Origin of the sequence: Natronococcus roseus, from assembly GCF_043677095.1 — an archaeon.
GTDB lineage: Archaea > Halobacteriota > Halobacteria > Halobacteriales > Natrialbaceae > Natronococcus > Natronococcus roseus.
In genome coordinates, this window is sequence record NZ_JBHLJR010000007.1 from 187,075 (window position 1) to 211,446 (window position 24,372).

The 24,372-nt window shown below is 54.0% G+C and carries 12 protein-coding genes; 6 read left to right on the forward strand and 6 right to left on the reverse strand.

Annotated elements, in window-relative coordinates; genetic code table 11:
• Window positions 1-221: 221 nt before the first annotated feature.
• A complete protein-coding gene (locus ACFEMD_RS19350) occupies window positions 222-800 on the forward strand; it encodes a hypothetical protein (RefSeq protein WP_394742920.1) in 579 nt (192 codons plus the stop codon).
• A gap of 313 nt (window positions 801-1,113) precedes the next feature.
• Here ACFEMD_RS19350 and ACFEMD_RS19355 read toward each other — a convergent pair whose 3' ends face one another.
• Window positions 1,114-2,250, reverse strand: coding sequence for an outer membrane protein assembly factor BamB family protein (locus ACFEMD_RS19355; RefSeq protein ID WP_394742921.1), 1,137 nt, complete (start codon window positions 2,248-2,250; stop codon window positions 1,114-1,116).
• A 255-nt stretch (window positions 2,251-2,505) separates the two neighbouring features.
• Here ACFEMD_RS19355 and ACFEMD_RS19360 point away from each other — a divergent pair, with 255 nt between their 5' ends.
• Window positions 2,506-3,018 (forward strand): zinc ribbon domain-containing protein, encoded by a 513-nt coding sequence (locus ACFEMD_RS19360; RefSeq protein ID WP_394742922.1) that lies wholly within the window; start codon window positions 2,506-2,508, stop codon window positions 3,016-3,018.
• Window positions 3,019-3,605: 587 nt separating this feature from the next.
• Window positions 3,606-4,715 (forward strand): hypothetical protein, encoded by a 1,110-nt coding sequence (locus ACFEMD_RS19365; RefSeq protein ID WP_394742923.1) that lies wholly within the window; start codon window positions 3,606-3,608, stop codon window positions 4,713-4,715.
• 380 nt (window positions 4,716-5,095) lie between these two features.
• On the opposite strand, the gene ACFEMD_RS19370 is transcribed toward ACFEMD_RS19365, so the two are convergent.
• Window positions 5,096-5,506: a TRAM domain-containing protein gene (locus tag ACFEMD_RS19370; RefSeq protein WP_394742924.1), complete on the reverse strand. Its 411-nt coding sequence runs from the start codon at window positions 5,504-5,506 to the stop codon at window positions 5,096-5,098.
• Between the two features lie 794 nt (window positions 5,507-6,300).
• Window positions 6,301-10,215, reverse strand: coding sequence for a UvrD-helicase domain-containing protein (locus tag ACFEMD_RS19375; RefSeq protein ID WP_394742925.1), 3,915 nt, complete (start codon window positions 10,213-10,215; stop codon window positions 6,301-6,303).
• Window positions 10,216-10,395: 180 nt separating this feature from the next.
• On the opposite strand from ACFEMD_RS19375, the gene ACFEMD_RS19380 reads away from it, so the two are divergent.
• On the forward strand, window positions 10,396-13,569 hold the full coding sequence (locus tag ACFEMD_RS19380; protein WP_394742926.1) for a PD-(D/E)XK nuclease family protein: 3,174 nt from the start codon (window positions 10,396-10,398) through the stop codon (window positions 13,567-13,569).
• Window positions 13,562-17,200 (forward strand): UvrD-helicase domain-containing protein, encoded by a 3,639-nt coding sequence (locus ACFEMD_RS19385; protein ID WP_394742927.1) that lies wholly within the window; start codon window positions 13,562-13,564, stop codon window positions 17,198-17,200. The genes ACFEMD_RS19380 and ACFEMD_RS19385 overlap by 8 nt, the downstream gene beginning before the upstream one ends.
• Window positions 17,201-17,549: 349 nt before the next feature.
• Here ACFEMD_RS19385 and ACFEMD_RS19390 read toward each other — a convergent pair whose 3' ends face one another.
• The gene (locus ACFEMD_RS19390) at window positions 17,550-18,188 is read right to left on the reverse strand and encodes a hypothetical protein (protein WP_394742928.1); all 639 of its coding nucleotides are present in this window, start codon (window positions 18,186-18,188) and stop codon (window positions 17,550-17,552) included.
• Window positions 18,189-18,303: 115 nt separating this feature from the next.
• Between ACFEMD_RS19390 and ACFEMD_RS19395 the strand changes: the two genes are divergently transcribed.
• Window positions 18,304-19,143 carry a hypothetical protein gene (locus ACFEMD_RS19395; RefSeq protein WP_394742929.1) on the forward strand — a complete coding sequence of 280 codons (840 nt, stop codon included), beginning with the start codon at window positions 18,304-18,306 and terminating at the stop codon, window positions 19,141-19,143.
• A gap of 331 nt (window positions 19,144-19,474) precedes the next feature.
• On the opposite strand, the gene ACFEMD_RS19400 is transcribed toward ACFEMD_RS19395, so the two are convergent.
• A complete protein-coding gene (locus ACFEMD_RS19400) occupies window positions 19,475-20,818 on the reverse strand; it encodes a hypothetical protein (RefSeq protein WP_394742930.1) in 1,344 nt (447 codons plus the stop codon).
• Window positions 20,811-24,341, reverse strand: coding sequence for an MrcB family domain-containing protein (locus ACFEMD_RS19405; RefSeq protein ID WP_394742931.1), 3,531 nt, complete (start codon window positions 24,339-24,341; stop codon window positions 20,811-20,813). The genes ACFEMD_RS19400 and ACFEMD_RS19405 overlap by 8 nt, the downstream gene beginning before the upstream one ends.
• Between the last annotated feature and the right edge of the window lie 31 nt (window positions 24,342-24,372).

The following is a 24,372-nucleotide window of genomic DNA, read 5'->3' on the forward strand; positions in this document are numbered from 1 at the left end:
CATGGCTTTGCGTAAGAGCGTTTTCGGTTAACCAACACCAGGATGTCAAAAGGGGCACTGTTAGTTAGACTTGCGAGACACGTAGGGATTTCCCCGTGAGATTGGTAGGTCAGTGTATGAGTGGCGATCTCGATACTTACGAGGTTCGATCTTTTATACATATTATCACATGCCACATACTGTCACCAAACATTATAGTGGAGCAGCAGAAACGGTAACGCATGTCTGAAAAGGAGGGGGAGGCAACAGCAGGTGCTCTCTCAGACGAAATAACCGACCAGAAAGAGAACAAACGACCAGCATCGGAAATTGTCACCGATGAAGGAAATCTCACCTACATCAAATATAATATCGGACTGTTAGCGATCGTTGGGGTAGGTTTCGGACTGACAGGCGGCCTCGGAGCACGATTTTTCGCTGGTGGTGGTGATGCTGGTGCAGCGATGGCTGGAGGGATCTTCATGATTGCTGTTTTTGCGGTCATGGCACTCAGTGGCCCGATTCTGAGTGTTTTCATCGGACTGCAGTTTTCTCGACAAGTGAGGGATACGTACGAAGCAATCGTCAGTTCTTTCGCTAGTGGCGTTGGGGGCTATTTTGCGATGATGGCCACTGGCGTTCTCATTACAATGATTATCGCACCGAGTGGAGGTGGGGGTGCAGAAGGCGACACTACGGGCAATTTCTTCAACCTCGGCGACGTCCTTCTCCCATTGATTGTAATGGCGATCCCTGTTGGGCTTGTGGCAGCTGGAATCGTCTACTTCAATGAAAGAGTATTTGGGAGCGAAACACTCTAAATCTCGCTGCTATAGAGACGAGTGGCTCCGTTGAAATCCTTCAGAGATGACATTGAGAAGAGTTACTCTTTCCACCGGGTTTCGCGGATCCGACTGAAAACTAGTTCCTTAGCGAATCGCAAGACGTGAAGAGGGTTTCAACAGAGCCAGACGAGTAGCATCTCAATTTCGAATGGATCTACCAGTTGATCAGTGATTACGATCGATTTCTAGGCACTCCTGGTGCTGTCAAAAGAGCCATCGAAAATTGCGGTCTTCCTTTATATATATCGAGGATCTACTCGAGATGTTTCGTATCCACTCCAAAAATGGATTAGGAGTCATCTGTGAGGGAGAAAAGGAATCCATCGTCTGTTCCGACGTACAATCGTTCATCTGTGGATACAGGTCTTGAACTCGCATTACTGCCAAGATCAAATTCTCCCTCTCGAGCACCACTCTCTGGGTCCAATACATAGACAGTAGTCTGGTTAGAAAAGACACAAAGATACTCGTCAAGAAGAGCAGGACTAGTTGAGATTAGATTTCCTGCATCAAATCGCCATTCTTCTTCTCCCGTTTCCTGATCAAATGCAAATAGATACCCCTCGTGATTCCCAGCATAGACGAGGCCATCTGAAACTAGAGGATTATGCTCAATAGACTGCCCAGAATCAACTTCCCACTCTATGCTTCCCGAATCTGTATCGATAGCGTAGATATGTCGATCCATCCCTGCAGCGAACAGGACGCCATTTGCTGCTGTTAGAGACGGATATGCATCTAATTCGGTTTCAACCAGCCAGCGCTCATTAGTAGTGTCCAAATCATATGCTCGGACTCCATTCCGCATGCCCGCAATGAGGAGTTCTTCAGTATCGATAGACATTAGCGAGTTGATTTGTCCAGCACGGTTGGAACCCTCAATACGATCTTGCTCAACTCCTGTTTCAGCATCTATCAGATAGATTTCGCCAGAATTTTCGGTTGCGTAGACCGTTCCATCTTTAGCTACTGGTGAAGCCCGTGTCTGTCCATTGATCTCAAATCGCCACTCTTCTTCTCCTGACTTCGCATCAAACGCATAGAGATACCCTTCGTTGCTTCCAATGTAGAGTACTTCATCGTCAAGGGTGGGCCCTGCATCAAATCCCTGCTCTGTTCTGTATGACCATTCCTCTGCGCCATTCTCTACATTCAATGCGTAGAGCGTATTCGATTGGTGGCCGCTGCTAGTGTAGACTAGCTCGCTCCCAATAGCCGACGTATTCGTGCTACCACCCGTCTCAAACGCCCACTCTTGTGTTAGATGAGTTTCAGCCTCATTATCATCCGAGTGGGTCTCTTGAGTTTCATCTCCGGCTTGTTCGATCTCATCTGATGAGGAATCCGTGTCTGAGTCGTCTGAACATCCAGCAATCCCGATAACACCTGCAGTTGAGGCAATACATTCTCTCCGGTTACAGTTCATAGTGAGTGTTTGTTCCGTCTGCCATAAAATAGGAGTGGCCAATTTGATCCTATTATCAAATAATTTGTTTATCGAACTGCGTAGTGGTCCCCTTCACCTACATGAATTCAGTAGCCTCTGTGCCCTGTTTCGATTTCAATATGGTTGTGTCATTGGTTTCTCATAACTTATTATAACCAGAAGTTGGACTACAATACATACTTTAGAGACTGTAATAACAAAAGTATAATGTGATATTACCATAGATAGATAGCTATGGCTGCTGAGTCAACTGCTTCCGGGGAAGGACAGGAACCTGTAGGTTCAGATACTGCTTATTGTACGGACTGTGGAACTGAGTTGGATCCATCAAAGGACTACTGTGGAGAATGTGGTGCAGCACAAAGCAAGGCACAGAGTCAGAACGACTTTTTAGCAACCTTCGATGATTTGCTCGACCAAGAAACTGAGCCGAAAGTCGCAATGGGTGGTGCAGGCGTTGCGATTGTCGGCTCGTTTCTCCCTTGGGCATCTATCCTTGGACAGAGTGTTTTAGGAATTGATGGTGATGGGATTCTTACGTTACTTATTGGAATTGGTGTTCTTGCTTTAGTCTACACACAAGAGTGGAAAGAGAAGGTGATCTACGGAACGATCGTCGGCGGGGCCCTCATAACGGTCATTCCACTCTTTGCGCTCTCTAGCATTTCGGCATTTGGCGTCTACGTAACCTTGCTAGGCGGAGTTGCGGTTCTCGTAGCAGGGATAAGTGGATACCGGACTCTCTAACTAACTGAGCCTCGATTTTTGTCTCACTTTCCAAGAATACAGTTGATGTGCAGTTGGGACTATAAATGAATCTTAGATAAAACCGTATCATTCCTGAAGTCGCGATTACGCTGCAGCATTCAAAAGAGGGTATTAACGGACCGTTCTCTACAGATCCTCGAGACGTGACTCAATCTCTTCAGTTGCTTTGAGAGCCAGGCTATTGTTTGACTCAGCACCGAACTCTTGAATTTCTATTACACCAATGAGAACGACGACGTTGCTCTTGTGGTAGCAGATCACTCCTGTCGAAGATATAGTAGAATCTGGAAGTCTTTGCAGTGTGATCCATTGTACTCAGCCGCTATCTGCCGATCTTCACCGGTCCATCAGCAGCCGTGAGCAGAAATTTCTGGGGATTACTATATTTCACTCAAACTGCTCTATCGCCGCTGCATAGATTTTCTATTATATGGGAAATAGGAATACTAAGCTAATAATTGCAGTATTTGCAGTGAGTGACGCTATATCATATGAATTATATCCTGACCGATAGTTCAGAAACACTTCACTAAGCTCTTAAGTGTCTGTCTCGTACAATGGAGTGAATGAAACGCCGACAGTTCGTGTCTGTAAGTCTGGCCGCTGCTGGAATTGCTGCACTCGCAGGCTGTAGCACTGACGACGGTATTGGGGGAGGAAACGGGGGCGAAGATGGGGAATCGTTCCCTTCGTACGATATCCCAGCGTACAGCGACTGGGTGCCACAGGACAGTCGGAACGAGGACAACTCGGGTGTGTTCTTCACGCATCTTGACTGGGCAGCGCTCGATGAGACGGACGACGCGCCGGAAGATGAGGACGAAAGAACCGATGACGAAGAGACTGAAGAACTCGTCGAGCAAGTCCCAATCCTCGGCCTCCCGTTCTACGGAGCTCTCATCAGCCCATTTGCTATCTTTGGGATTCTGTTCTACCCGTTCAGCGGAGACGTTCTCCCAGAGGAAGGCCAAACTGCAGAGGGGATAGAGACGGAGACGATGACGTGGGTCGAAGACGTTCTCGTGTTCAATGGCACGTACGACCCCGATGTGTTCGCTGAGCAGTACGCGGACGACTTTGAAGAGGCTGAGACCCGAGACGGATTCACCGTGTACGTTGGGACCAGTGGCTTTGCCGAGGACATGGCATACGCAGTTTCTGAAGACACGCTCGTCGTCGGCATGATGCCCGGTGAGGATGACGAGTACGAGACTGAGGCTATTGTCGGCGAGGCGCTGGACCGGAATCTCGAAGAGGTCGATCGAGCAGTCGATTCGGACGACGGCCAGTGGCTCTTCGAGACGACTGGAGACTCAAAGATGGGATTCGGCGTTCTGGGGACCGACGACTTCTCAGAGGCGCTTGACACCGACGACGAGGTTGAATCGGACGAGCATGACGAAGAGCCAGAAACTGACCCCGAAGTCGATGACAACCCTGTTTTCGATACGGTCGAGAGCCTCGTCAACACACTCGATTTCTCCGTCGAAGACGACGAGATGGGTGCAATGGACGTCCGGTTCTCAGGAGTGTACCCGGATGAGGAGTCTGCACCATCCGAAGACGAAGTGAGAGAGCATCTCATCGGTGAAGAAGACGTTGACCACGATATCGTCATCGACGGCGTGCGTGTCCACGCGTCAGCAACCTTCGAGGAGACGCCAACCGACGAATGAAATCAACGAGCAGCGATCTATGCCCACGTTAGTACCAGCAACCAAGACGGCCAACGTCAGTTCAACGAGACCTAGAGCAACCTCGACGATATTCGCGCATGATCACTCTTCGAGAGCAGATGTTGTAGTGGGGTTGTCTCGGAGCGCAGATACAGCGACGTACCGGTGGCCTGGACGAACGCGACAGTTCGGCCTGATTCGGACGCTGTCTTGTCGTTCTGAACCGGCTGCTCGAGCGTAAGCCCGCTCTCGATGGCGAGGAACAGAACCTTCTGCCCGCTTCCGTACCGATCTGTGTCTGGTCTCAAAGTGTCGCGATTCCGCCATCGAGTTGACGCACTGAGCTGGTGAGATCGAGGTTACTTCCTTGAGTGCGTCTTTTACGATTGCTCAAGAACTTTCGCGAAGGCGACGTTCTCACGAACGTCGGTGACTTCGACCTTGACACGATCTCCCTGCTTCGTATCGGGAACGATGATCACGTATCCACGTTCGACACGAGCAATGCCGTCGCCCTGTTCCCCGATGTCCTCGATTTCGAGGGTCCGTGTTTCACCTTCCGTGGCCGGCGGCTCAGGATGGGTGGGTTTAGGTGACTCCTGGTTTTGCTCTGATCGGTTGTCTGAATCTGTAGCCGATGAGTGGGTTTGAGAGAGGACTGTTCGGTACACTTTGTCTAATTCCACATCACCATCACCGAGCTCGCGTTTCGGGACTTCAATTACGTATGAGTCGCCTTGCTCTTCGATCTCGGCACTAAATACACACAGTAGCTTTTCAGAAATCTCCATTAGTACTGGGTCTTCTCTAATAGAGAGACAGGCAGCACCTTCAGTCCGGCGGATGAAGCAGTGGAGAGCTCCAACTGGCCTGAAGTGCTGAACTAGCCAACAACAATTGGGTGTCCCATGAATCGTACGGACTGTTAGCCAGGATTCAAAAACCACTGTCGGATCCGACGACAAATGCCCTCTCATCGAGAACGCACAACTCGAGGTCTCCCACCCGACCTCGAGTAAGTGTTCGGCGTTGCGGTGGTTCTGTGCTGGGATAGATTCTGCGGCGTCGGTGAGTTGGTTAACTTCGGCTCGACAAGATGTTCACTTCGACGCTGCAAACGACTGCAGCATGGTTAGGTGGTTATCACCCTATCATCGGTATGTCGCTACAGAGCGTTTTACCCCACGATCGCGTCTGTGGCGATGTTTCCACCCTCTCCCCCACTTCCATAACGGCTAAGAGACGGTGCAGTTCGCTTTCCTCTGTTGCTCCAAGCGGTCTCTCTATGATAGTACCGTGTCTCTGGACGTCATGTGATTACTATGGCCAGCACTCGAGATATCATATACAGGACTACCAGCAGAGTGAGTTACGGGGATGGAAAACGATCAAGGGTATACTATGATCGCTTTATTCCTTTAAGTAGTTCTGGCCACAAGGTAGAGCTATGACGGGAAGTCGTTCTCTCGTGATTCTCAACTCGGTAGCGTAGACTACCGCTGGTGTGCGAAGTCAGAGGCTTCTGCCAAAGCGGAACCACTACTGGGTGATTTCTTCTTGAATCATATCTCTCGTCTCCCGGCACTCACTGTTCAGAGGGTTCTATTGAAGACTGCCAGCCTAGATCTGCTGTTGCTACCAGATGCCAATAGTGGTGCGGATGCCATCCCGAGGATAACGACTCCTGTTTTTGGTCTGAGTCTAACTTGGGTGCGAACGAACTTGCCTTCTCACAACAGTTCTGGTTTAACTGCGAATCGATTGGTACTCTTTTCGCAGAACGTGTCGATGACTGCTTTTGTTGGTCATCCGTAGTTGGGAACTCGAATGCCGGAGCCGGGTCATCAATATTCGCAATCGAGCTTTTACGGGTGACAACTAGCTCCTTTCGGTCTTCAAATTGGTCCACCCTCACCCCGTCGAAACGATACCACTCTTTATATTCTAAGGTTGGTGGATTGTTGTTTTCCCACGAGACGAACCGTGCAGACCCGCCATACTGGTCGACCAAATATCCATCTTGGTGCTTTTTGGGATGGACGTCATCGAACAAGTGATTCACCTTCGCAGTTATTGACATCTCCGAACCGACATCATCAAGCGGTTCGATAGAATCAGAACGATCGAGTTCTTCGGTGAAGTCTTCGATCTCTTCGAGGAAGCGCGATTCTTTCCCCTTTCGGGTTAGTATATCGAGCGTCCGCTGTGAGCGGGTGATTGCTACATAAAACGCTCGTCGCTCTTCCGCTACTGTGTTCCCCTCGACAGGTTTGACCGGTTCGAGAAGCTCGTTCTTTCGGCCTGCTGGCGGAAATCCAAACTGTCCTTCTGCGGTATGAACCAAAATGACGTGTTCTGCTTCCCTCCCTTTGGATTGATAGACAGAATACACCGCGACTCCACTGTTCTTTCCGCCCGAGCCGTGGTAGGTATCCGACTTTCCTTCGTATGGAATTTCATATTCTCGCAGTTCGCTTTTGATCTCGTCCAGATACGGTACTGCGCCATCGAACCGACAAAGGACCATAATATCCTCTGGATCTGCCCCTCGATTGAGGTATTCATTGATGAGCCCTACAGTATACCGGCTGACGCGGTGCACATAGTCGTAGAACGCATACCCTTGGAGCGTATGCACAAGCGGTGTTGTTTCATGTGCGATCGTCGCGTTGACCGTTTTCTCGATTTGACCGTCGTTAGCTTCGATTAGCGTGTTCCCTGCCTCGATTACCTGAGTTGGGGAGCGAAAGTTCTCCGTGAGAGTCGTTCGCGTCGGCGTTCCAAAGTTCTCGTCGAAATTGAGGAAGTACTCGACCACTGCTCCCTGGAAGGAGTAGATACTCTGCCAGTCGTCACCGACAGCAAAGAGGCGTGCCGCGTTTGCCCCGACAAACTCTTTGATGAGATCGAGTTTGCCTTTTCCGATGTCTTGGAACTCGTCGACAAGGACATGGTCGTACTGCGATCGATACTGTGATTGATTTTCCTGTACCATATCGAGTGCTTGGTTGATCATATCACTGTAGTCGATGAGCTCGTTCTCGATGAGGAATCGCTGATACTGCTGCAGGAGAATAATTCCACAGCGTCCGAAATGGTACTGTCGTGGATTGTTCTGATTTAGCTGGTCCTCGATCGCATCCGGCTTGACGTCGAACCGCTTTGCGTTCTGGATGAAATCAACAAACTTGCCTTTGATCCATCCCTCGCGCTGATTGTAGTCGAACGCTGAGTCGATGAGCTCCTCGAGATTCATTTGATCGAACTCGACACCGTGATGCTTTAGCCGAGATCGAAGCGTTCGGTCGAGCATGTCGGCACTGTGCTCGAAATCGTACGTCTCGACAAGCGTAGGCTCGCCCGCTTCGAACTGTGTACGTGCCCATCGAATTTTTTCGTGGTACTGCTCTGTCGAACGTGTGAACCACGGAGCGACCTCCCCCGCTGAGTCAATGCCATGGTGTTCGATGTAGATCTCGTATTTCGGGAGGTAGAAATCCGGCTCGTAGGAGCCTTTCTCATCGTCCGTCTCAGCCCAGGTTGCGATGTCTTCGTAGCGATACTCGATCTGGTGCGTGAACAGGAAATCAGCGATCTGTTTCTCGGCTCGTGATTTGACTTCCTCGTCCCGAAGGGTCTGATACCGTTGTTCCGCACGAGCCTGAACGTACGCTTCCTTAGTTTCGAAATCCGATTCAGTAAGGTAGACGTCGTCGAAATGGACCAAGAAATCGTAGTAGTGAGACTGGAACTGGTTATTAACCTCAGTCCCGTCGGTATTGATAAATCGGTCGACAAAGTTGCGGATTTGGTTCGGATCGATCGGATCGGCAGCCCCGTCGGTTGCAGATTGAATGATACTGTTTCCAAACGCATGAACCGTCTCAACTCTGACCTCGGTGATACCGAAGTGTCTCGCTAGCCGTTCTTCCATCTCGTTACGAGCCTCCCTTGTGAACGCGATGACCAAGATCCGCTCGGGCGCTACGCCTTGACTTTCGATAAGGTATGCAACGCGGGTCGTAAGAGTGAGCGTCTTTCCGGTACCGGCAGCGGCTATAACTTGGTTGTAGGTACCGTTTCGAACAACAGCCCGCTGTTGCTCGGTAGTAAGGTCTAACTCGCCCGATCCAATCCCGGTGAGTAGGTCCTCGTACTGCGTACGCTCACGCTTGACGAACGCCCCGTTGTAGCTGTCCAGACACGACTTGACTGCAGCTACCACCTCTGTTGCTTCACCGAACCGCTCTCTATCTGGGGTGCCTAACTGTTCAAGAGCGACTTCCTTCTGACATGTTTCGAGTGCTGTGGTTGCTCTCGTAATTTTCTGTTCCATCTCTATACGATCCACTCGAGTTAGATACTGGTCATATTCGAGATACGGTGCTGCGTGGTTCTTTAGCGAGGTGACTCTCCTTTCTACCGGAACGATACAGTTGTCGAACGAGGTTTTGGCCTCGAGATACGCCTCGATATTGTCTATTTGTTCCTGGAGCGAATCGAGCGTCTGATTTCCAGAGTGGTCGAGATGATCCGCGAACGGCTGATCTCGTAGTCCAGCTATCTCCTCCTCGGTTGCTGCAATTTCCTGTTGGATTGCCGATTTCTGTTTGAGCGGCTTCCCCTCGTGTTTCGTGGGGCCGAGGTCACGCTGAACACGTATGATTTTGCCCTCGATGTCCGCTGTTGTCTGTTCAAATAAGCGACTGAGATACTCGCTTCGATAGCCTTCCAAGTGCGAAGACAGATCGTTAGCACGGCGTTTGATCCTCTCAAGTTCCGAACGGTTGTCGTCGGATAGCTGCCCCGTACCGAAGCTCTCTTCCGCAGTCGCAATCTTCTGCAGAAATCGCTTGAGAGCTGTCTTGAGTTCGTCATCAATAGTTTCTCGCTTGTAGGTGAGATAGGGCTCCATTCGATCCTCGAGGTCTGCTAACTGTGCTTGCCATTGATCGATTTGTTGAGTGAATTGTATTGCTCGTATCCGATTTCGTTCAGTGCGAACCGCTCGAGCGTATGCTTTGAGCATCTGAACAGCGATCTCGAGCTGTTGCTGTTCGTCTACACGCAGATACCGTCGATCAGTTCCCTTCAGCAATGATTCGATATCGTTGTGAAGTGTTTCAGCTCGATCAGCCGTAATTTCCAGCGTAAGTTGCTGCTCTTCTAGATCTGTCTTTTTTGTCGTAGACTTGGGTCTTACCAGTGGGTCCTCGAACGCTAGGATGAGACCTTTATTCGAAGAGCTGATTGACTCTGCGTCCGCTGGAATCGAGAGCCTATTACAGAGTGACCGATATTTTGAAACCAGTTTTCGATATCTCTGGTGTACCTGCTGACGGCGGGTATTGATTAAGTCTGGATCAGGTGGCTGCGTGCCGAACAGAAGCCGGTAGAGTGGTCCCGGAAGAATCCCTGAGAAAGGTCCTGTTGGACTCTCTTCGATCCAGCTTTCAACCTCTTCATACGTTTTGTACTCAACTTTGGAACGGGCTGTCATGACCCAACCCACCTCTTTCGACTAATGTTCATTATGAAATATAAAATTACTAACTATAGATAGCCTTTTTGGCGGAGTGAAGGAACTGGATTCGAAATCAACTATCGCTGCTCAAGTAGAGAGTTGAATCTACTATCAGCAAAAGTGAAGTACTGCCCCAAATATCAGAGTAGATATCCAATGAATAGGATGCTTTTCTCTGGATCTCAGCATCACCATCTAGAAATACAAGCGTTTCAGACCGCTGAACGGATCGCTGAGGACTCTATTGGGAGTGTTCTCTATCTCACGCGGAACGACGCGAGACGGGGCCACGTTGCGGATAAGTGGGCTGAAGGGTACAAACCACTCCAACTCCGTACCGAGACACTCGATAGCATTGTGCGGGAGTGGTACGAGAAACTCGAGGGACCAGTCGATCGCCCACCCGGACAGCTCGATCGACGACTTACCGAATACGCACTCGACAGGGCAACTACAAACGAAGAGAGCATACTTGCCTGTGAATCGGCCTCGGCGTCACTTGCAGATTCATTTAGCAGTCGCTTTTCGCTATTTGACGACGCTGGCGTTGTGACTGCATCTGCACTCGAGACGGAGTTCAACGGATCGGAACTCGAGGAACGCATCGCGACAGCCACAGTCGATGTCTATCGCCAGTATCGCTCACTCCAGGACGAACTCCTCGAGGAGTGGATACTGACTCGAGGCGAAATCTTTGAAACCGTAGCGACAGCCGATGTCCCGTTATCAGAACTGACTCCAGGAATCGATGTCGTCATCCTCTCTGGCTACTACGAATTCCGGCCGCTCGAGCGAGCACTTCTCCAGCGAATCGTCGATTCGTTCGATGCAATCGCAATATTACCCCTTCACCAAGCCGGGAAGGGCGGTGTCGACAACATCGCAACTGATGCACTCGAACTGTATCGGACGCTGGACTTTGAGCGACACGAAACCGAGCCCACAACGGATCTAACCGCCATTACGAGTGCGTTGTATCAGCCAGATCCCGATCCGGTGCCCAACACAGAGGCCCTACAGTGGCGGGAGCTTCCGACACCCGAACGTGAGGTGCGGTATGTTGCTCGCGAACTTCGAAACGAATTGACCACTGGACGCGATCCAGACGATCTCGCCGTTATCGTCCCCGGTCTTCGATCCTACGCTAAATATCTCTCTGATACGTTCGAGACGTTTGAGATCCCATACGTTACGACGGCGACAGCCCAGCTAGATCGAACGTACACCGGAAACGTAGTTCATGATCTTCTAGCCCTTGCTGAACCGAATCCGCGAGCTGAGGATCTTACGTCGCTGCTGGCAAACCCACTCGTTGATCACATCTCCCCCGAGCAGGTAGCAACCGTTACAGCGACAGCGCGTCGCCGGGATACTGCGTCTCTTCATCCGCTTCTCGAGACCCTCGATGACGAGATAACGGTGCGTATCAATGAACTCCTCGAGCAACTCGAGACCCTTCGAACCGGAGATCTCGATACAGCTATCGAGACGCTTCGGGGGATCCTCGATGAGCAACTCGGGATCGACGATGCGCTCGAGACCTACGCCGGTGGCACCGATCAGGAACTCGAGCAGCGAGCGTACGATCTCACTGAGGAGATCCTCGACTCGTTCGAAACGATGACAGCCACCTCGGGTCGGCTCTCGGCGTTAGCGCTGTTCACTCGCGCGTTCGATGGCGTGCCTGTTCGTGCTCCACAGACGAGTTCGGATGGCCGAGTCGAAGTGATGGGGATGCTGGATGCTCGAATGCGCTCTTTCGATAAGGTGTTCATCGTCGGACTGACGACGGAGCATTTCCCGACGACGCCAGAGCGACCGGCGTTTTTCGAGGAGATGACGGACGCCCATCCTCGATTCGATACTGGCGACGAGCGCCTTCGAGGGCGATATCTCTTCGCGACGCTGCTTGCAAACGTTGCGGAAGCGACGCTAACGACACCGAAGACGGGTAACGACGATTCTGCTGTCGTTCGCTCACCCATACTGGATGAACTGCAACGGGTCACAGGTATCGTTCCTGTGGAAGGTGTTGATGATCGAGTGGGATCCCGCGAGGATCTCCAGCGACACATCGCCGATTGCTCGGACAAACGAGTGGCTGTTGATCACGCCGGCAACCACGGCGATCTCTCCCCTTCACAGACAAAGCGAACCGATCGGGGTCTGGTCTGTGCCGACCGACGGGCCAGTACAGAACTCACGCCATATGATGGCGTTCTCGATGCCGAGACCGTAAACAAGGTCTATCCATCGTCGGAACGGGAACCGTACAGTGCCAGCCGTCTCGAGCGGTATGCCGAGTGTGGGTTCAAATTCTACGCTGAGAACGTTCTCGACATTGAAGATCCGGACGACGTCGAGGTGACGCCGACCCCACTGGAAACAGGATCGTACGTGCATGACGTACTCGAGCGATTCTACGTGGATCTCCAGTCTTCGAGCGATGAGATCGATCTTGCCGAGTACGATCGAGATGAGCTCGAACAGCACCTCCTCGATGTCGCCCTCGAGGAACTCGCTGACGCAGACTTCGCATACGATGGTTTGTTCTACGAACGGTGGGCAGCCAAGCTGTTCGCCGGTCTCGGCGATGAAGAGTCGAACCCATACACCACTACGGATGTTCCACACGATGCGCCCGAACGCGGCTTGTTCGTGGCGTTTCTCGAGGAAGAACTCTCGCGAAGTACTGACGACCGCCCATCGTTGTTCGAAGCGCCGTTCGGTAGCGGTCTTCCAGACTCGGACAGTGGGCCGTTCGACGTTGACTGCGGGGATGGATCGACAGTCTCGATTCGTGGCTATATCGATCGCCTCGACGTAGCTAACTCGAAGGATCGATCGAAGCTCACGCTGTACGATTACAAGACTGGACGTACACCGGCCATGACGAAAACTACGGGCGGGACGAAGTTCCAGCTCCCGATTTACCTGCTCGCTGCCGATCATATCGTCGACGGCGACAGACTCGCGAACGCTGATCTGGCAGCGACGTACTATCAGGTACGTCCGCCAAACTACATCCACGTTCCGCGCGGGATCGAATCGAAGTTCGATTCCCAAACTGAACTCCGTCAGTTCCTCGAGACGGTTGTTCCAGCGTGGCTTGGACAGCTCGACGATGCGATCGCGAACGGGCGGTTCCACACGACGCTGTTGTCCTCACGTGATGCGAGCTGCAAGTACTGTGAGTATCGCCGGTCCTGTGACGTTCGCCACCACCGGAAACGCGAGCATCTCGAGACAGCTCGAGCGGATGAACGTGCATACGTCCCGTTGCGGGCACAGGATGATGTCGACCTCGAGGAGGTGATGGCCGATGACTGACGAGGGTGAGGAGATCACGCTGACCAGCGAGCAGGAGGATGCGCTTCTCCTCGATCGAAACGTCGCGACCACTGCCGGCGCCGGCACCGGGAAGACGACGACCCTGACCGAACGGTACGTGAAGCTCCTGGCGGAGAATCCGGAGCTGACGCCCGAGAATATCGTTACGATAACTTTCACCCGGAAAGCCGCCGCCGAGTTGACCGAGAGAGTTCGTGCGGAACTGTACGACCGGCTTGGGGCTGTCGAGTCACCCGAGGAGTACCATCGATGGCGCAACGTGCTCGACGAACTCGAGGACGGGTACGTCCATACGATCCACGCGTTCTGTACGCGGCTACTGCGTGAGTATGCCGTCGAAGCACCCGTCCCGCTCGGCTTTGACGTCCTCGAGGAGGACGGTGCGGCGGTACTCCAGCGCGAGGTTGTCACGGAGTTCCTCGATCAGAATCAAACCGACGAGGATGTGCGGTTACTCGCGCAGCTCTGGGGGCGCGGCCAGCTCGTCGAGATTCTCACCGGGTTGCTCGATGACCGGCCGCAAAGTGAAACGGTTCTCGAACACTGGAAGGATGCAGACACCGATGACTACGTCGATCTCCTCTGGGACGTCTGTGACTTGGATGCCGATCAGGCTCGTGAAACGCTGTACGATGGCGGTGTTCTGGAGGACCTTCGAGACCTTCAGGGGCGACTTCCTGCGGACCATGCAGTCGAAGATGCCGACGGGTTACAGGCACTCGAGACGCTTACCGCTGTAGCCGAGCGCTTCCCTCGCCACTCCGCCGACAGCGATCCTCGAGCGTGCCAGAACGCGATCCCCGAACTGTACGAGGTCTGTGAAAAGAAAAACGGTGGTCTCTACAGCAGCTCGGGCTACATCGTCGGGAGCAGTGACGAGTGGGGGGAGCACACCGATCTTTACGAGGATCTGAAAGCGACGCTCAATACGCTAATCGACGCAGTCGAACCATACGAGGACGCCGTCGAAACGACGCCCGGCCAACTCGAGCGAAATAGTGCATATTATGCGCTGGCACTGCTCCGAGTCTTCGAGGACGTACTGGAGCGCTACGACGACGAGAAGGACCGTCGAGATGCACTCGATTTCCCGGATCTGATCGAGACGGCGATTTCGTTCCTCCAGAATGACGACGACGTTAGAGAGCGGTTGCAAGCCAAGTTTGCAGCCGTGATGGTCGACGAGTTCCAGGATACCGATCCACGACAGTGGCTGCTTGTGAAGCTGCTTACCGGCCTCAACGACGGGACGGCAACCAACGCCTTCCTCGTGGGTGACGAGAAGCAGAGTATCTACGCCTTCCGTGGTGCCGACGTGACGACCTTCAGCGACGCTCGTGGTGCGTTGCAGTCGGCGAACGCAGCACTCGGTCTCGATACGGTTCCTGAAAGCGACGCCAAAAGCCCGACCGAACTCGAACTGTCGGGCAACTTCCGAACGCTCGAGGGACCACTGACGTTCCTGAACGAACTCTTTGCGTCTGTGTTTCGGGCCGAAGGTGACGACCATGCTCCGTTCGAGGCATCGCCGCAGGAGCTTACTGCGGAACGAGATCGACTCGAGGACGTCGCTAGTCTCGACGGTGACGTCGAGTACCTGCTCGTCCCTGACGACGACGAGACGGCAGCCTCGCTCTTGGGCGATGATCACCCCGTTGCAGAGGGTGCCCTCGAGCATACGATCGAAGCTGAAGCACAGGCGCTTGCTGCCCGACTTACCCATCTCTTTGCGGATCCACCGCTCATCCAGGATCCGGACTCGAACGATCACCGACCGGCACAGCCTGCTGACGTCGCTATTCTCCTCCGCCGGCGAACGCATCTCGATCGATACCAGCGCGCTCTCGAGGACGTCGGGATTCCGTATACGACCGTCGGTGGCTCCGGATTCTACGATACTCCGGAAGTGCAGGCGTTGACGAATCTCCTTCGAGTACTCGGTGATCCAACCGACGACGTCTCCCTCTACGGCGTGCTTCGGTCACCGCTCTTTGGATTCACAGACGATCGACTCGCCACGGAAATCGCTGACGCGGAGTCGGTGTGGGATGGGCTTGCTACGACGGAAGATCCACAGCTCGCTGACGCCTACGACCTCCTGACTACGTGGCGAACGCTCAGCGGCTGTGCGACACCGACTGAATCGGGAACGCTTCCCTGGAACCGCGTTCTCTCACGTATTATCGACGACACTGGCTATCTCGCCAGCGTCAGTGCTGATGAACGAGGGAAGCAGGCGGTCGCGAACGTCGAAAAATTCCGCGACCAGATTCGATCCTGGAGCGAAAACGGTGTTCATACGGCCGCAGGGTTGCTCCATCGAATCGATCAACAGGCAGAGGTCAACCCACGAGAGGGAGAGGCTGACGTTCCGGGTGATACGGAAGGGGTTCGGCTCATGACGATTCACGCCGCGAAAGGACTCGAGTTCCCCATCGTTACTGTTCCGGACCTCGGGACGTCGCTTACATTTGGCCGGAGTATCGACGATCACGGGTACGTGCGTTTGGTCGACGGTTCTGAGGCTGTTCCACCGTTGCCTGCCGTCGGTGGTCCGAATCCGGACGATGCATTCTCGGTCGAGACGACTGCCGCCCACGAGTACGCGGAGCGAGTCTCGCGTCCGCAGGATCGAGCCGAAGCGAAGCGGCTTCTCTACGTTGCGTGTACGAGAGCTCGAGATCGGTTACTACTGTGTGGGACTCACGATATTGAGCTCGAGGAAGACGGTGGTATCGCGCTTGGTGAACCGGATGCGTTCGACGAGGCAGGTCGATGGCGGGATTGGCTGCAGCCCGTGCTCTTCGACGACGATCTGGCTACGGCTGCGTTTCGGGACGGGAGTGCAACCGGACGAATCGGAGATGCAACGTACACGGTTCGATCTCCGTCACGTCCCGTCGAGTGGACACAGGACAAGTCTTCGGGTGGATCTATGCCCTCGATATCGATGCCGGCGCCGTCTGTACAGGAGCCAGCGACTCGAGTGGCTGCAACGACACTCGTCAATGCGCTAGCCGACGAGCGTGAAGAGAGTGGAGGAAGGCGTGTCTCCGCAGAATCACGGGAGGGCGGGTTGCAACCGACCACGTTTGGGACCGTCGTTCATCGACTCGCCGAACTTCGACCGCCACGAGACGACTGGGAGTCGTTTATCGCGCGAGTGAGTCGAATGGCGGGTGATGAGCCGACTGTAGCGGACGTTGATTCGGTAGTGGCTCACGCTGACGATGCGATCTCGTTTGTGGAGTCTGCCGAACGGGCGATGACAATCGAGGAAGTACACGACGAGTATTCGGTGATCGCACGGCTCGATGGACATCGAATCGTCGGTGATATCGACCGACTGCTTGTCACTCCGGAAACCTACTGGATCATCGATTACAAGACGAACAGTCTCTCGAGGACAACGTCGTCGGATCTGCTCGAGCACTATCGTCCCCAGTTGCTTTCGTATGTGCTGGCGCTGTTGCAACACGATTCCCAGCGTGACGTTCGTGCATCGCTTCGGTTTACCGACGCCGGCGTTGAGGAGTCCCTTGAGTGGAGTAGTGGACAGATGAACGAGATCGAGTCAGAGCTTCGGTCGATGGTGGATTCACTCGAGTAAGTCTTTACAGGTACTCGGAATCAGTTAACCAACCCCGGTACACTCTCCAAGTTTGTTGGTTAAGGTTGGGCTCCGATCCGTATTATCAGCTGTTCGCCCAAGCAGTTGGATCAGTATGTGCCACACTGAGTTATCAGTGGAGTGGAGGTCGACCCTGCTCCGTCCACTTCCAAATGAGGTGATGGATACTACTGTTATCCATGGATAATGAGGATATCCACAGCGCAAGAGGGCCTGTGCTAGCTGACTCTCGAGTTCGGCGGCCTGCAGAATCTTGATCTCGCTTTCGGCCTATCCTCGAGCGACGCCGCCTCTCGTTGCAGGTCGTAGACGACGGGCAGCCAGAAGATCAGAAGAGTTCGTCGAGAGGCCGATCTGCACCGGCTTCGGTCTCGACGTCTTCATCCGGTTCAATGGGGGGTGCATCGAAGAGCCGGTCGCTACCGCGTTCTCGGGCAGCGAGCGTGTCATCAACAATGGCCTCTGTTTCGTCGTCTATTTCTGGGATTTTGAGGGCTTCACTAACGTCTTCTGGCAGTTCTGGTCGCGGCGCATCCTGGTGTCGTTCAATTTTCTCGGTCAGATAGAGATTTTCCTGTAGGGCACGCAGAACCGGGACGTACCGGAGGTAGCTGTACTCATCTAAGAGGGTGATCCCGTAACTGGTGAACCCCCAGAACTCCCGTGGTTCGTTACGCTCGGTCTCATCTCCACGGTATTTGTACTTCGCCATCACCTGCTTATCTGCGAGCCGGTCAAGATGCTCCCGGATAGTGGAGCGATTCTTGGGCACGAGGTATTCGAGCTCGTCGAGTGTCGCCAGGTACGTTGGATGCCCAAGCACGGCTTGGATGATGTGGTAGCGGGTTTCCTGCGTGAGGAATTGGTGTGCCCGTCGCTGTTTCTCGATCGGCATGACATCGTCACCGCCAAATGGGTCTGCCTCGCCGCCGACCGGATTTCCTGCGCCCCCCGCACTATTACTCATACGTGTCTATTTTGTCTCCATTCACGTAACTGTTCGGGGCGGGCAAGTTGGGAAAATACTATCTTTCCCAACTCGGACATGAACGCTTAAGACGAACACTTCTGTAGACAGTAGTATGAGTGGACCACGCGTTCCACGCAATTCATACGCCATCTACCGGGCTGTCAACCGTATTTTTGAAGGAATTAGCTCCCCACCGCAGGGGGACTACCACGAAGTCGTCCGCTATATGAACGAAGAACTCCCCCGGTTCGAGCAAGCCAATAGTAGCTACCTGGTTCTTGGAAGCTACCGTGGCGCGTACGGACGACGTCTCCGAGAGTTCGCTAACTGCCTCAACATGCCAACGAACGCCGAATCGATCGTTCTCGGGGATACGATCAACTTGGACACCGCGGTTGTCCCCGAATTCGACATTAAGATCAACCTCCTTGGTGAGGCAGCAGATTACATCGCTGGTGTCTATGAGAAGGAAAGCGGTGGTGAGAGCCCGGAGCTCGGGGTTGTTAGAGCACTCTTCGTGAATAAGACATTCGTGTTCCCGCGCGACTATACTGGCCTTACCCGTGATAGTCTGGAGACACGAGAAGACGTCATCCAGGCTGCTCTGGCGGTATACTACGCTGACTTCGATCATATTGATAATGAGCAGAGAGTTGCCGAGAAAAAGAAAAAGGAAATCGCATCACTGCTGGCAGCCGCGCAAGAGGAAGGCATCGACATCAACGAGCGAGAACTCACCGATCTCATCAAAGAGCGTCAAAACGACATTCATGAGCCGCCCACCGAATATAGCTGGGTTCATCTGAGCTTCTTCAAACGGTTTGAAGCGATGACTCAGTGCCATCCCTGGACGACGATGACCGAACTGCGAGGTCATGCTGATGAGATGCCGGGGCCAGAACGCCCGCGATGGGAAACTGAATTTGATGTAGGGATGTTCTGCGACGAGTAGCCGCATTCACGGACTACGTTCCTTTCTGATCGTGGGAGCGAATGATCAGGCGTTTATCGATATGTTCGCGGATTCGTTCTACAGGCGGAGCAGGCCGAGTGCCTCGGGGCTTGACCCCGAGGCGGTTCACGAGAAGGAGTCTGTGATGAGTCGATAAAGATGTACGGCGTGTCGACCGGTTCTCGGTGAGATGCAACTGGAGGGTTTGAGGACCGACTCAGCAGTTAGTTGTGCTTGGTTTGTAGAATACTATATTTAAAATGGTACTCATTCCACCGGATTGATTTCACACATAGTGCATAACATCCCTCCTCTCACAGCAACTAGCCACTCACAATTTTCGTTTGAGTACCTGTGCTAGTTGATTCTCGAGTTCAGCGGCCTGCAGGATCTTGATCTCACTATCGGCCTGTTCCTCGAGCGACGCCGTCTCCCGCTGAAGATCCTGAACCACGAGCAGGCCGTTCCACCCAGAGCCGAAGTACTCCTCAGTATCGCGTCCAAAGACGTACTCCTCGTTGAGACGCAAGAAGGCGAGATACTCGAGTGTCTCCTTGATCCCTCGTCGAATCGTGTCCTCGTTGGCGCTGTTCTTCACCTCGACGATCAGGTACTCATGATCGCCGTCCTCGGAGATGATCTCGAGGACGATCACGTCCGGCCGTCCGGTGTGGTCCTGGTACTCTTTCTTGAAGTAGTTGCCAGCGACCTCCTTGGCGACACGCTGTACCCTGTCAGTACGGGACTGGCTGTCCTCATTGTCGTCGGGAACCGCAGTAAAGGAGAGACTCCGATCCCGTGCGGAGTTGTCGTGGTAGAGGACGATCTCCTGGTCGCCGTCGAATCGGGCCACTTCCTGCCGGCCGGTTGCGATCGTCTGGAACTGTGGCGTGCTCTCTCGCAGGTCTTCGATCGTCGCGATGAACCGAAAGAGTACGAACAGTTCGAACAGTGAATCCGTATCGTCCGGTGCGATCGCGGTCTGCTCGAGCAGTTGGCGGATCGCATCGGCGTCGCCGTCGAACAATTGCTGGCGCGTTCGTAGCAGCGAGGCGGCCGTCCGATACACCTCCTGGCGGGAGTTGGCGGCCGTCGTGAGCATCCGCTCGGTCGGTTCGTACGTATCGGGCTCGCGGATCCGGCGAACGTGGACGTTGCGCTCGACGATGCGCTGGAGTTCGTCGATCAGGTCGTCGCTGCCCTTCCAGGTCTCGGAGACCCAGTCGTAGTCCCCACGGAGGTACTCCTCTGCCTCTCGGATTGTGCGGTGGATGATCGAGATCAGTTGTTTGAGGACGATGTTTTCCGGGATGTCGTAGTCCTCGGAGCGATTGTCACAGACGAAAATCGACTGGTCTCGAGGGTACTGGGAGTAGCGCTTCTTGATGGTGTCGCCCCAGTTGATCCGCCCGTCGACGGTGCCGCGTCTGGTTCGTGAGGTCGTCCGGGTTTCGGTGCGGATACTGCGGAGATGTCCGGAGAGGTTCCGAACGAACTCGACGACATCCTCTTGCAGGATGAAATGCAGATCCAACAGGAGTTCGTACTCCTCGAAGCGCTCGTCCAGCTGTTCCGGTTTGAGCGAGCGGGCGAGCTCCTGTTGGGGGAACGAGCCTCGCATCGCGTAGGCGAGGATGTCCTCGGTGAGCTGGCCGAGGAGTTCGTCTCTATTCATTTGCGGTGAGGGTGACCTGGAGCATCTCCTGGGCGGCGTCTTTGAGTAACTCTGGTTTAATGTCCGGGACGTCAGTGAGCTCTCGGACGATGGTTTTCCGTTTCGGGACGCCCTCGAGCTGTGGGAAGATGTAGCTGATGACCGCCTGGGTGAGGTGGTACTCGAGGTCATCGGTGTGGAGCGTGACGTACTGGAGGACGTCCTTGATGATCGCCGGACCGATCGCTCGTTCGTCGACTGCGGTGTTCGTTTTCCGCCAGACGCGGCCGACTGCCCCTGCATGTCGCTGGGTGATCTCGAGGTCCCAGACATCGGCGTACTCGTGGACGAGATCCGCTGCAGGGTCCTCGGTCTCTGAGGTTGGGTCCTCGAGGTCGGGGGCAGGGACGCGGATGAAGGCAAAGCGGCGCATGAACGCGTAGCTCATCTCGTACAGCGAGGTCTTGTCGTAGGCGTTCATCGTCGCGAAGATGCGCCACGAGTTGGGAACGACGTACTGGTGGGGTTGTGCAGTGCCCTCGAGGTCGGCGTGGGTCGTGAGTTCGATTTCCTGGTCGTTGACGGTGTAGGGGAGTTGGACGGACTGTCCCGAGAGGAGTGTGAAGAGTTGGCCGAACGCTTTGTCGATGTCTGCGCGGTTGAGTTCGTCGACCACGAGCAGGTCGTTGGATTGTGTGTTGTTTTGACGGTCCTTGAGGCGGTTGAGAACGATCCCCGGCGTGAACGAGAGGTTCTGGTCGTTGTCGCTGGATTCGTTGGGCATGTAGCCGCCGACGGTGTCGAACGTCGACCAGTCAGCGGTGGCCGTGGTCATCTCGAAATCGGTGTAGAGGTAGGGGTGGGTGTCGGTGAGATAGTCGCAGACGCGTTCGGCTATTTCTGTTTTTCCGGTGCCGGGTGGGCCGGTAAGCAGGATGTGTTTGTTCGAGCGGAGGGCTGTGGAGATCTGCTCGAGGATTTGGTTGGCTAGGTCGTCCTGGAAGTGGAGGTCCTCGAGGATTTTGTTGGAGTCGATGGGGCTGGTGAGGTTCTTGTCGAGGGCGATGGCCGGGACTTCTTCGAGTGTGGTGGTGAGTGCATCGAGGAGGGCCGTTCCTTTGTCTGTGGGCAGTGACTCGAGGAGACGGTGGCGGGGGAAGCCGGTGTCACTGATCTGGCGGCAGATGGTGTCTGCTCGCTCGAACGGGAGTGCATTTGTGAGGAGGGCCTCGAGTTCGGCATCGACCGTTTCAGGGTCTTTGTCGGTGATTTGTTGGTGTGTATCAGTCTTCTCGAGGTCCCCCGTTGCGAACAGTCTGCTGAAGGTGAGCAGGTACGGGAAGGAGTTGCCCTTTGGGCCGCCTTCGTGTTCGTCGTACCACCACGCTTCGTTCTCGGGTTTGGTGGTTTGGTCCTGAATGATTCCGGCTCCGATGAGAGCGCTATCGTAATTGGAGAGGGCGTCCCAGCTTGGATCCTGTCTCGAGTGGAAGAGCACGATATCGCCGGGGTTGGGTTGTTCCCAGCGGTCTTTGTCCGCTGGTTGGAACGAGAGGGCCGTGTACTCGAAGACGGTCAGCCAGTAGTCGGGTGGTGCGGTGAATTTGTAGACTGTCGTATCGTTGGCGCGTGCTCGTTCGATGAGTGGATGGTCGGGGTTCTCGAGGTCGGCTTGGGTTATGGGAGTGGGATCGTTGTTTTGTGTCACGCGATTACTCTCAGCTGCAGTCGTCGATTCGGGGTACAATTGGTCGCCCTTGATTTGGTCGAGGAACTCTGGAATCGACTCGTACTCAGAGTGGAAATTCGAGCCATTCCGGTCGAAATTGATCGCGCTGTAGGTGTCATTTGGCCACCCCTTGAACCCAAGTGCCTTCCAAAACTCTTCTCGGTCGAGGTTGGCTTCGTAGACTGGCTCAAGAAACAGGATGTGGTGGAACGTCGCGTCGATCGCTTCACCCCAGCCGATGGCGTCTGTGAATGCCATCGCTGCCTCTGGCTCGAGGATTGTTGAATGAGCCACTCGAGCGAGGATTGTGTACTGGCCGCTTCGTCGGCCATCTCTGTCGGCAAAGAGGAGGTAGTCGCCAACGTCCGCTGGGTCGTCCTCTCGATTTCCCCAAACACGGAGTTCCTCGTGGTCGATTGGAATCTCGGTGATTTCCTCGAGCGGTTCTCGAGGCACGTCGTTCAGGACAGTGCGTTGGAAGTTTGTCCGGATCGGATTTTGGCCGGTCTTGACCGGGACTTGGTAGACGGTTGGGGTCGTGGATTGCTCGGTACTTGCCTCGTTTTCGGTAGTCGCTGTAAGTGATTTCTGTTCGGTTTCGACTGACTCACCAGTGTCTGTTGTCGCGGTATCTGTGAACTGCAGATGGGATTCGATCTGCGCAAGTCCCGACTCGAAATCGGTCGCAAGCTCGGTGGTTACGAGACGACGAACAGTCGCACCAAGGAAGTGACCGAGTTCTGCTAGCAAGTGGGTGATTGCTGGCTGTGCTTGGCCATCTTCTGGTCGATCTTCGAAGAGATTGGTCTCGCTCGAGAGGCAGTTCATTGCGATTCCCTTGTTGCCGAACGGATACCAGTCAACACCGATTAGCTGCTCATCAGCGAGTGTTTCTGGTGTATCCTCTGGTGATTCGAGTTCATCGACGGAGATTCGTGGTGACGTGACACGCCCAATACCGAACGGGACATCGATTTTCGTGATCGTCGTTCCTGCAACGATGATGTCTCCGCTCTCGAGTTCAGGGGGACTACCGCCGGATTGGGAGTTTGCGATTGAGGCGACGTTCTCTCGATGCCAGAACTCCCAGTGTCGGTCAGTCACTGGCGAGACACGCCAGACGTTTCGCTCCTCGAGGTCGTACTGTGGGCTGCTATACAGTTGGTCTAAGAGGTCTTCGTAGGTGTCGATAAGCGCGAGGAGGTCCGCTTTGACTTGCTTTTCGTCGGTGAGATCTTCCGGTGAGTAGCTTTTCGTGAGAATGGCGCCGCTGTTGTACGCATCAGCGCGGTTGACGTCTTCTTCGGTACCCTCGTACTCGAGGGTCGACGTGATCGTTGCTTTCGTTGGCTGGAATCCTTCGGGTGGGGAAATGAGTTCGCGATATCGAGCAGCATGACGCTCGAGAATCGTGTTTGAGAAGGGTTTTCGGCCAACTCGGTATGAGCATCGCTGAGCCTCTGTTGCCCCCTGGTTCAGCGTTAGATAGAGTCGATTAGCGTCAGTGTCGAACAGATAGACGATGTAGATACCCTTTTGCGTTGTTGTGGTTTCATCAGGGCGTTCGATCGGGATGTAGGGGATATCGCCCATTGTGCCTTGACCGAGTGTCGGATTGACGTTGTACTCGCGGTTAGTGGGCTCGAGAACGTCCTGGACCGCTTGTTTGCTCTTTTGTCTGATTAGGTCGTGGAGGTCCCGATCGTCATTGATTTTGTAGTACTCGCGGTCTTTCCCGATCTGTCTTGGCGAAGGATACTGAATGAGAATCTGTCTAAGGGTCTCGCCAAGATCTAGTTCCGAAGAGAGTGACATACTCATGTCCACGTCTTTCAACCATCAAAAT

Bases quoted from the DNA above. Each gene is read 5' to 3' on its own strand.
- ACFEMD_RS19350 (WP_394742920.1), top strand. From the start codon at position 222: ATGTCTGAAAAGGAGGGGGAGGCAACAGCAGGTGCTCTCTCAGACGAA.
- ACFEMD_RS19355 (WP_394742921.1), bottom strand. From the start codon at position 2,250: ATGAACTGTAACCGGAGAGAATGTATTGCCTCAACTGCAGGTGTTATC.
- ACFEMD_RS19360 (WP_394742922.1), top strand. From the start codon at position 2,506: ATGGCTGCTGAGTCAACTGCTTCCGGGGAAGGACAGGAACCTGTAGGT.
- ACFEMD_RS19365 (WP_394742923.1), top strand. From the start codon at position 3,606: ATGAAACGCCGACAGTTCGTGTCTGTAAGTCTGGCCGCTGCTGGAATT.
- ACFEMD_RS19370 (WP_394742924.1), bottom strand. From the start codon at position 5,506: ATGGAGATTTCTGAAAAGCTACTGTGTGTATTTAGTGCCGAGATCGAA.
- ACFEMD_RS19375 (WP_394742925.1), bottom strand. From the start codon at position 10,215: ATGACAGCCCGTTCCAAAGTTGAGTACAAAACGTATGAAGAGGTTGAA.
- ACFEMD_RS19380 (WP_394742926.1), top strand. From the start codon at position 10,396: ATGAATAGGATGCTTTTCTCTGGATCTCAGCATCACCATCTAGAAATA.
- ACFEMD_RS19385 (WP_394742927.1), top strand. From the start codon at position 13,562: ATGACTGACGAGGGTGAGGAGATCACGCTGACCAGCGAGCAGGAGGAT.
- ACFEMD_RS19390 (WP_394742928.1), bottom strand. From the start codon at position 18,188: ATGAGTAATAGTGCGGGGGGCGCAGGAAATCCGGTCGGCGGCGAGGCA.
- ACFEMD_RS19395 (WP_394742929.1), top strand. From the start codon at position 18,304: ATGAGTGGACCACGCGTTCCACGCAATTCATACGCCATCTACCGGGCT.
- ACFEMD_RS19400 (WP_394742930.1), bottom strand. From the start codon at position 20,818: ATGAATAGAGACGAACTCCTCGGCCAGCTCACCGAGGACATCCTCGCC.
- ACFEMD_RS19405 (WP_394742931.1), bottom strand. From the start codon at position 24,341: ATGTCACTCTCTTCGGAACTAGATCTTGGCGAGACCCTTAGACAGATT.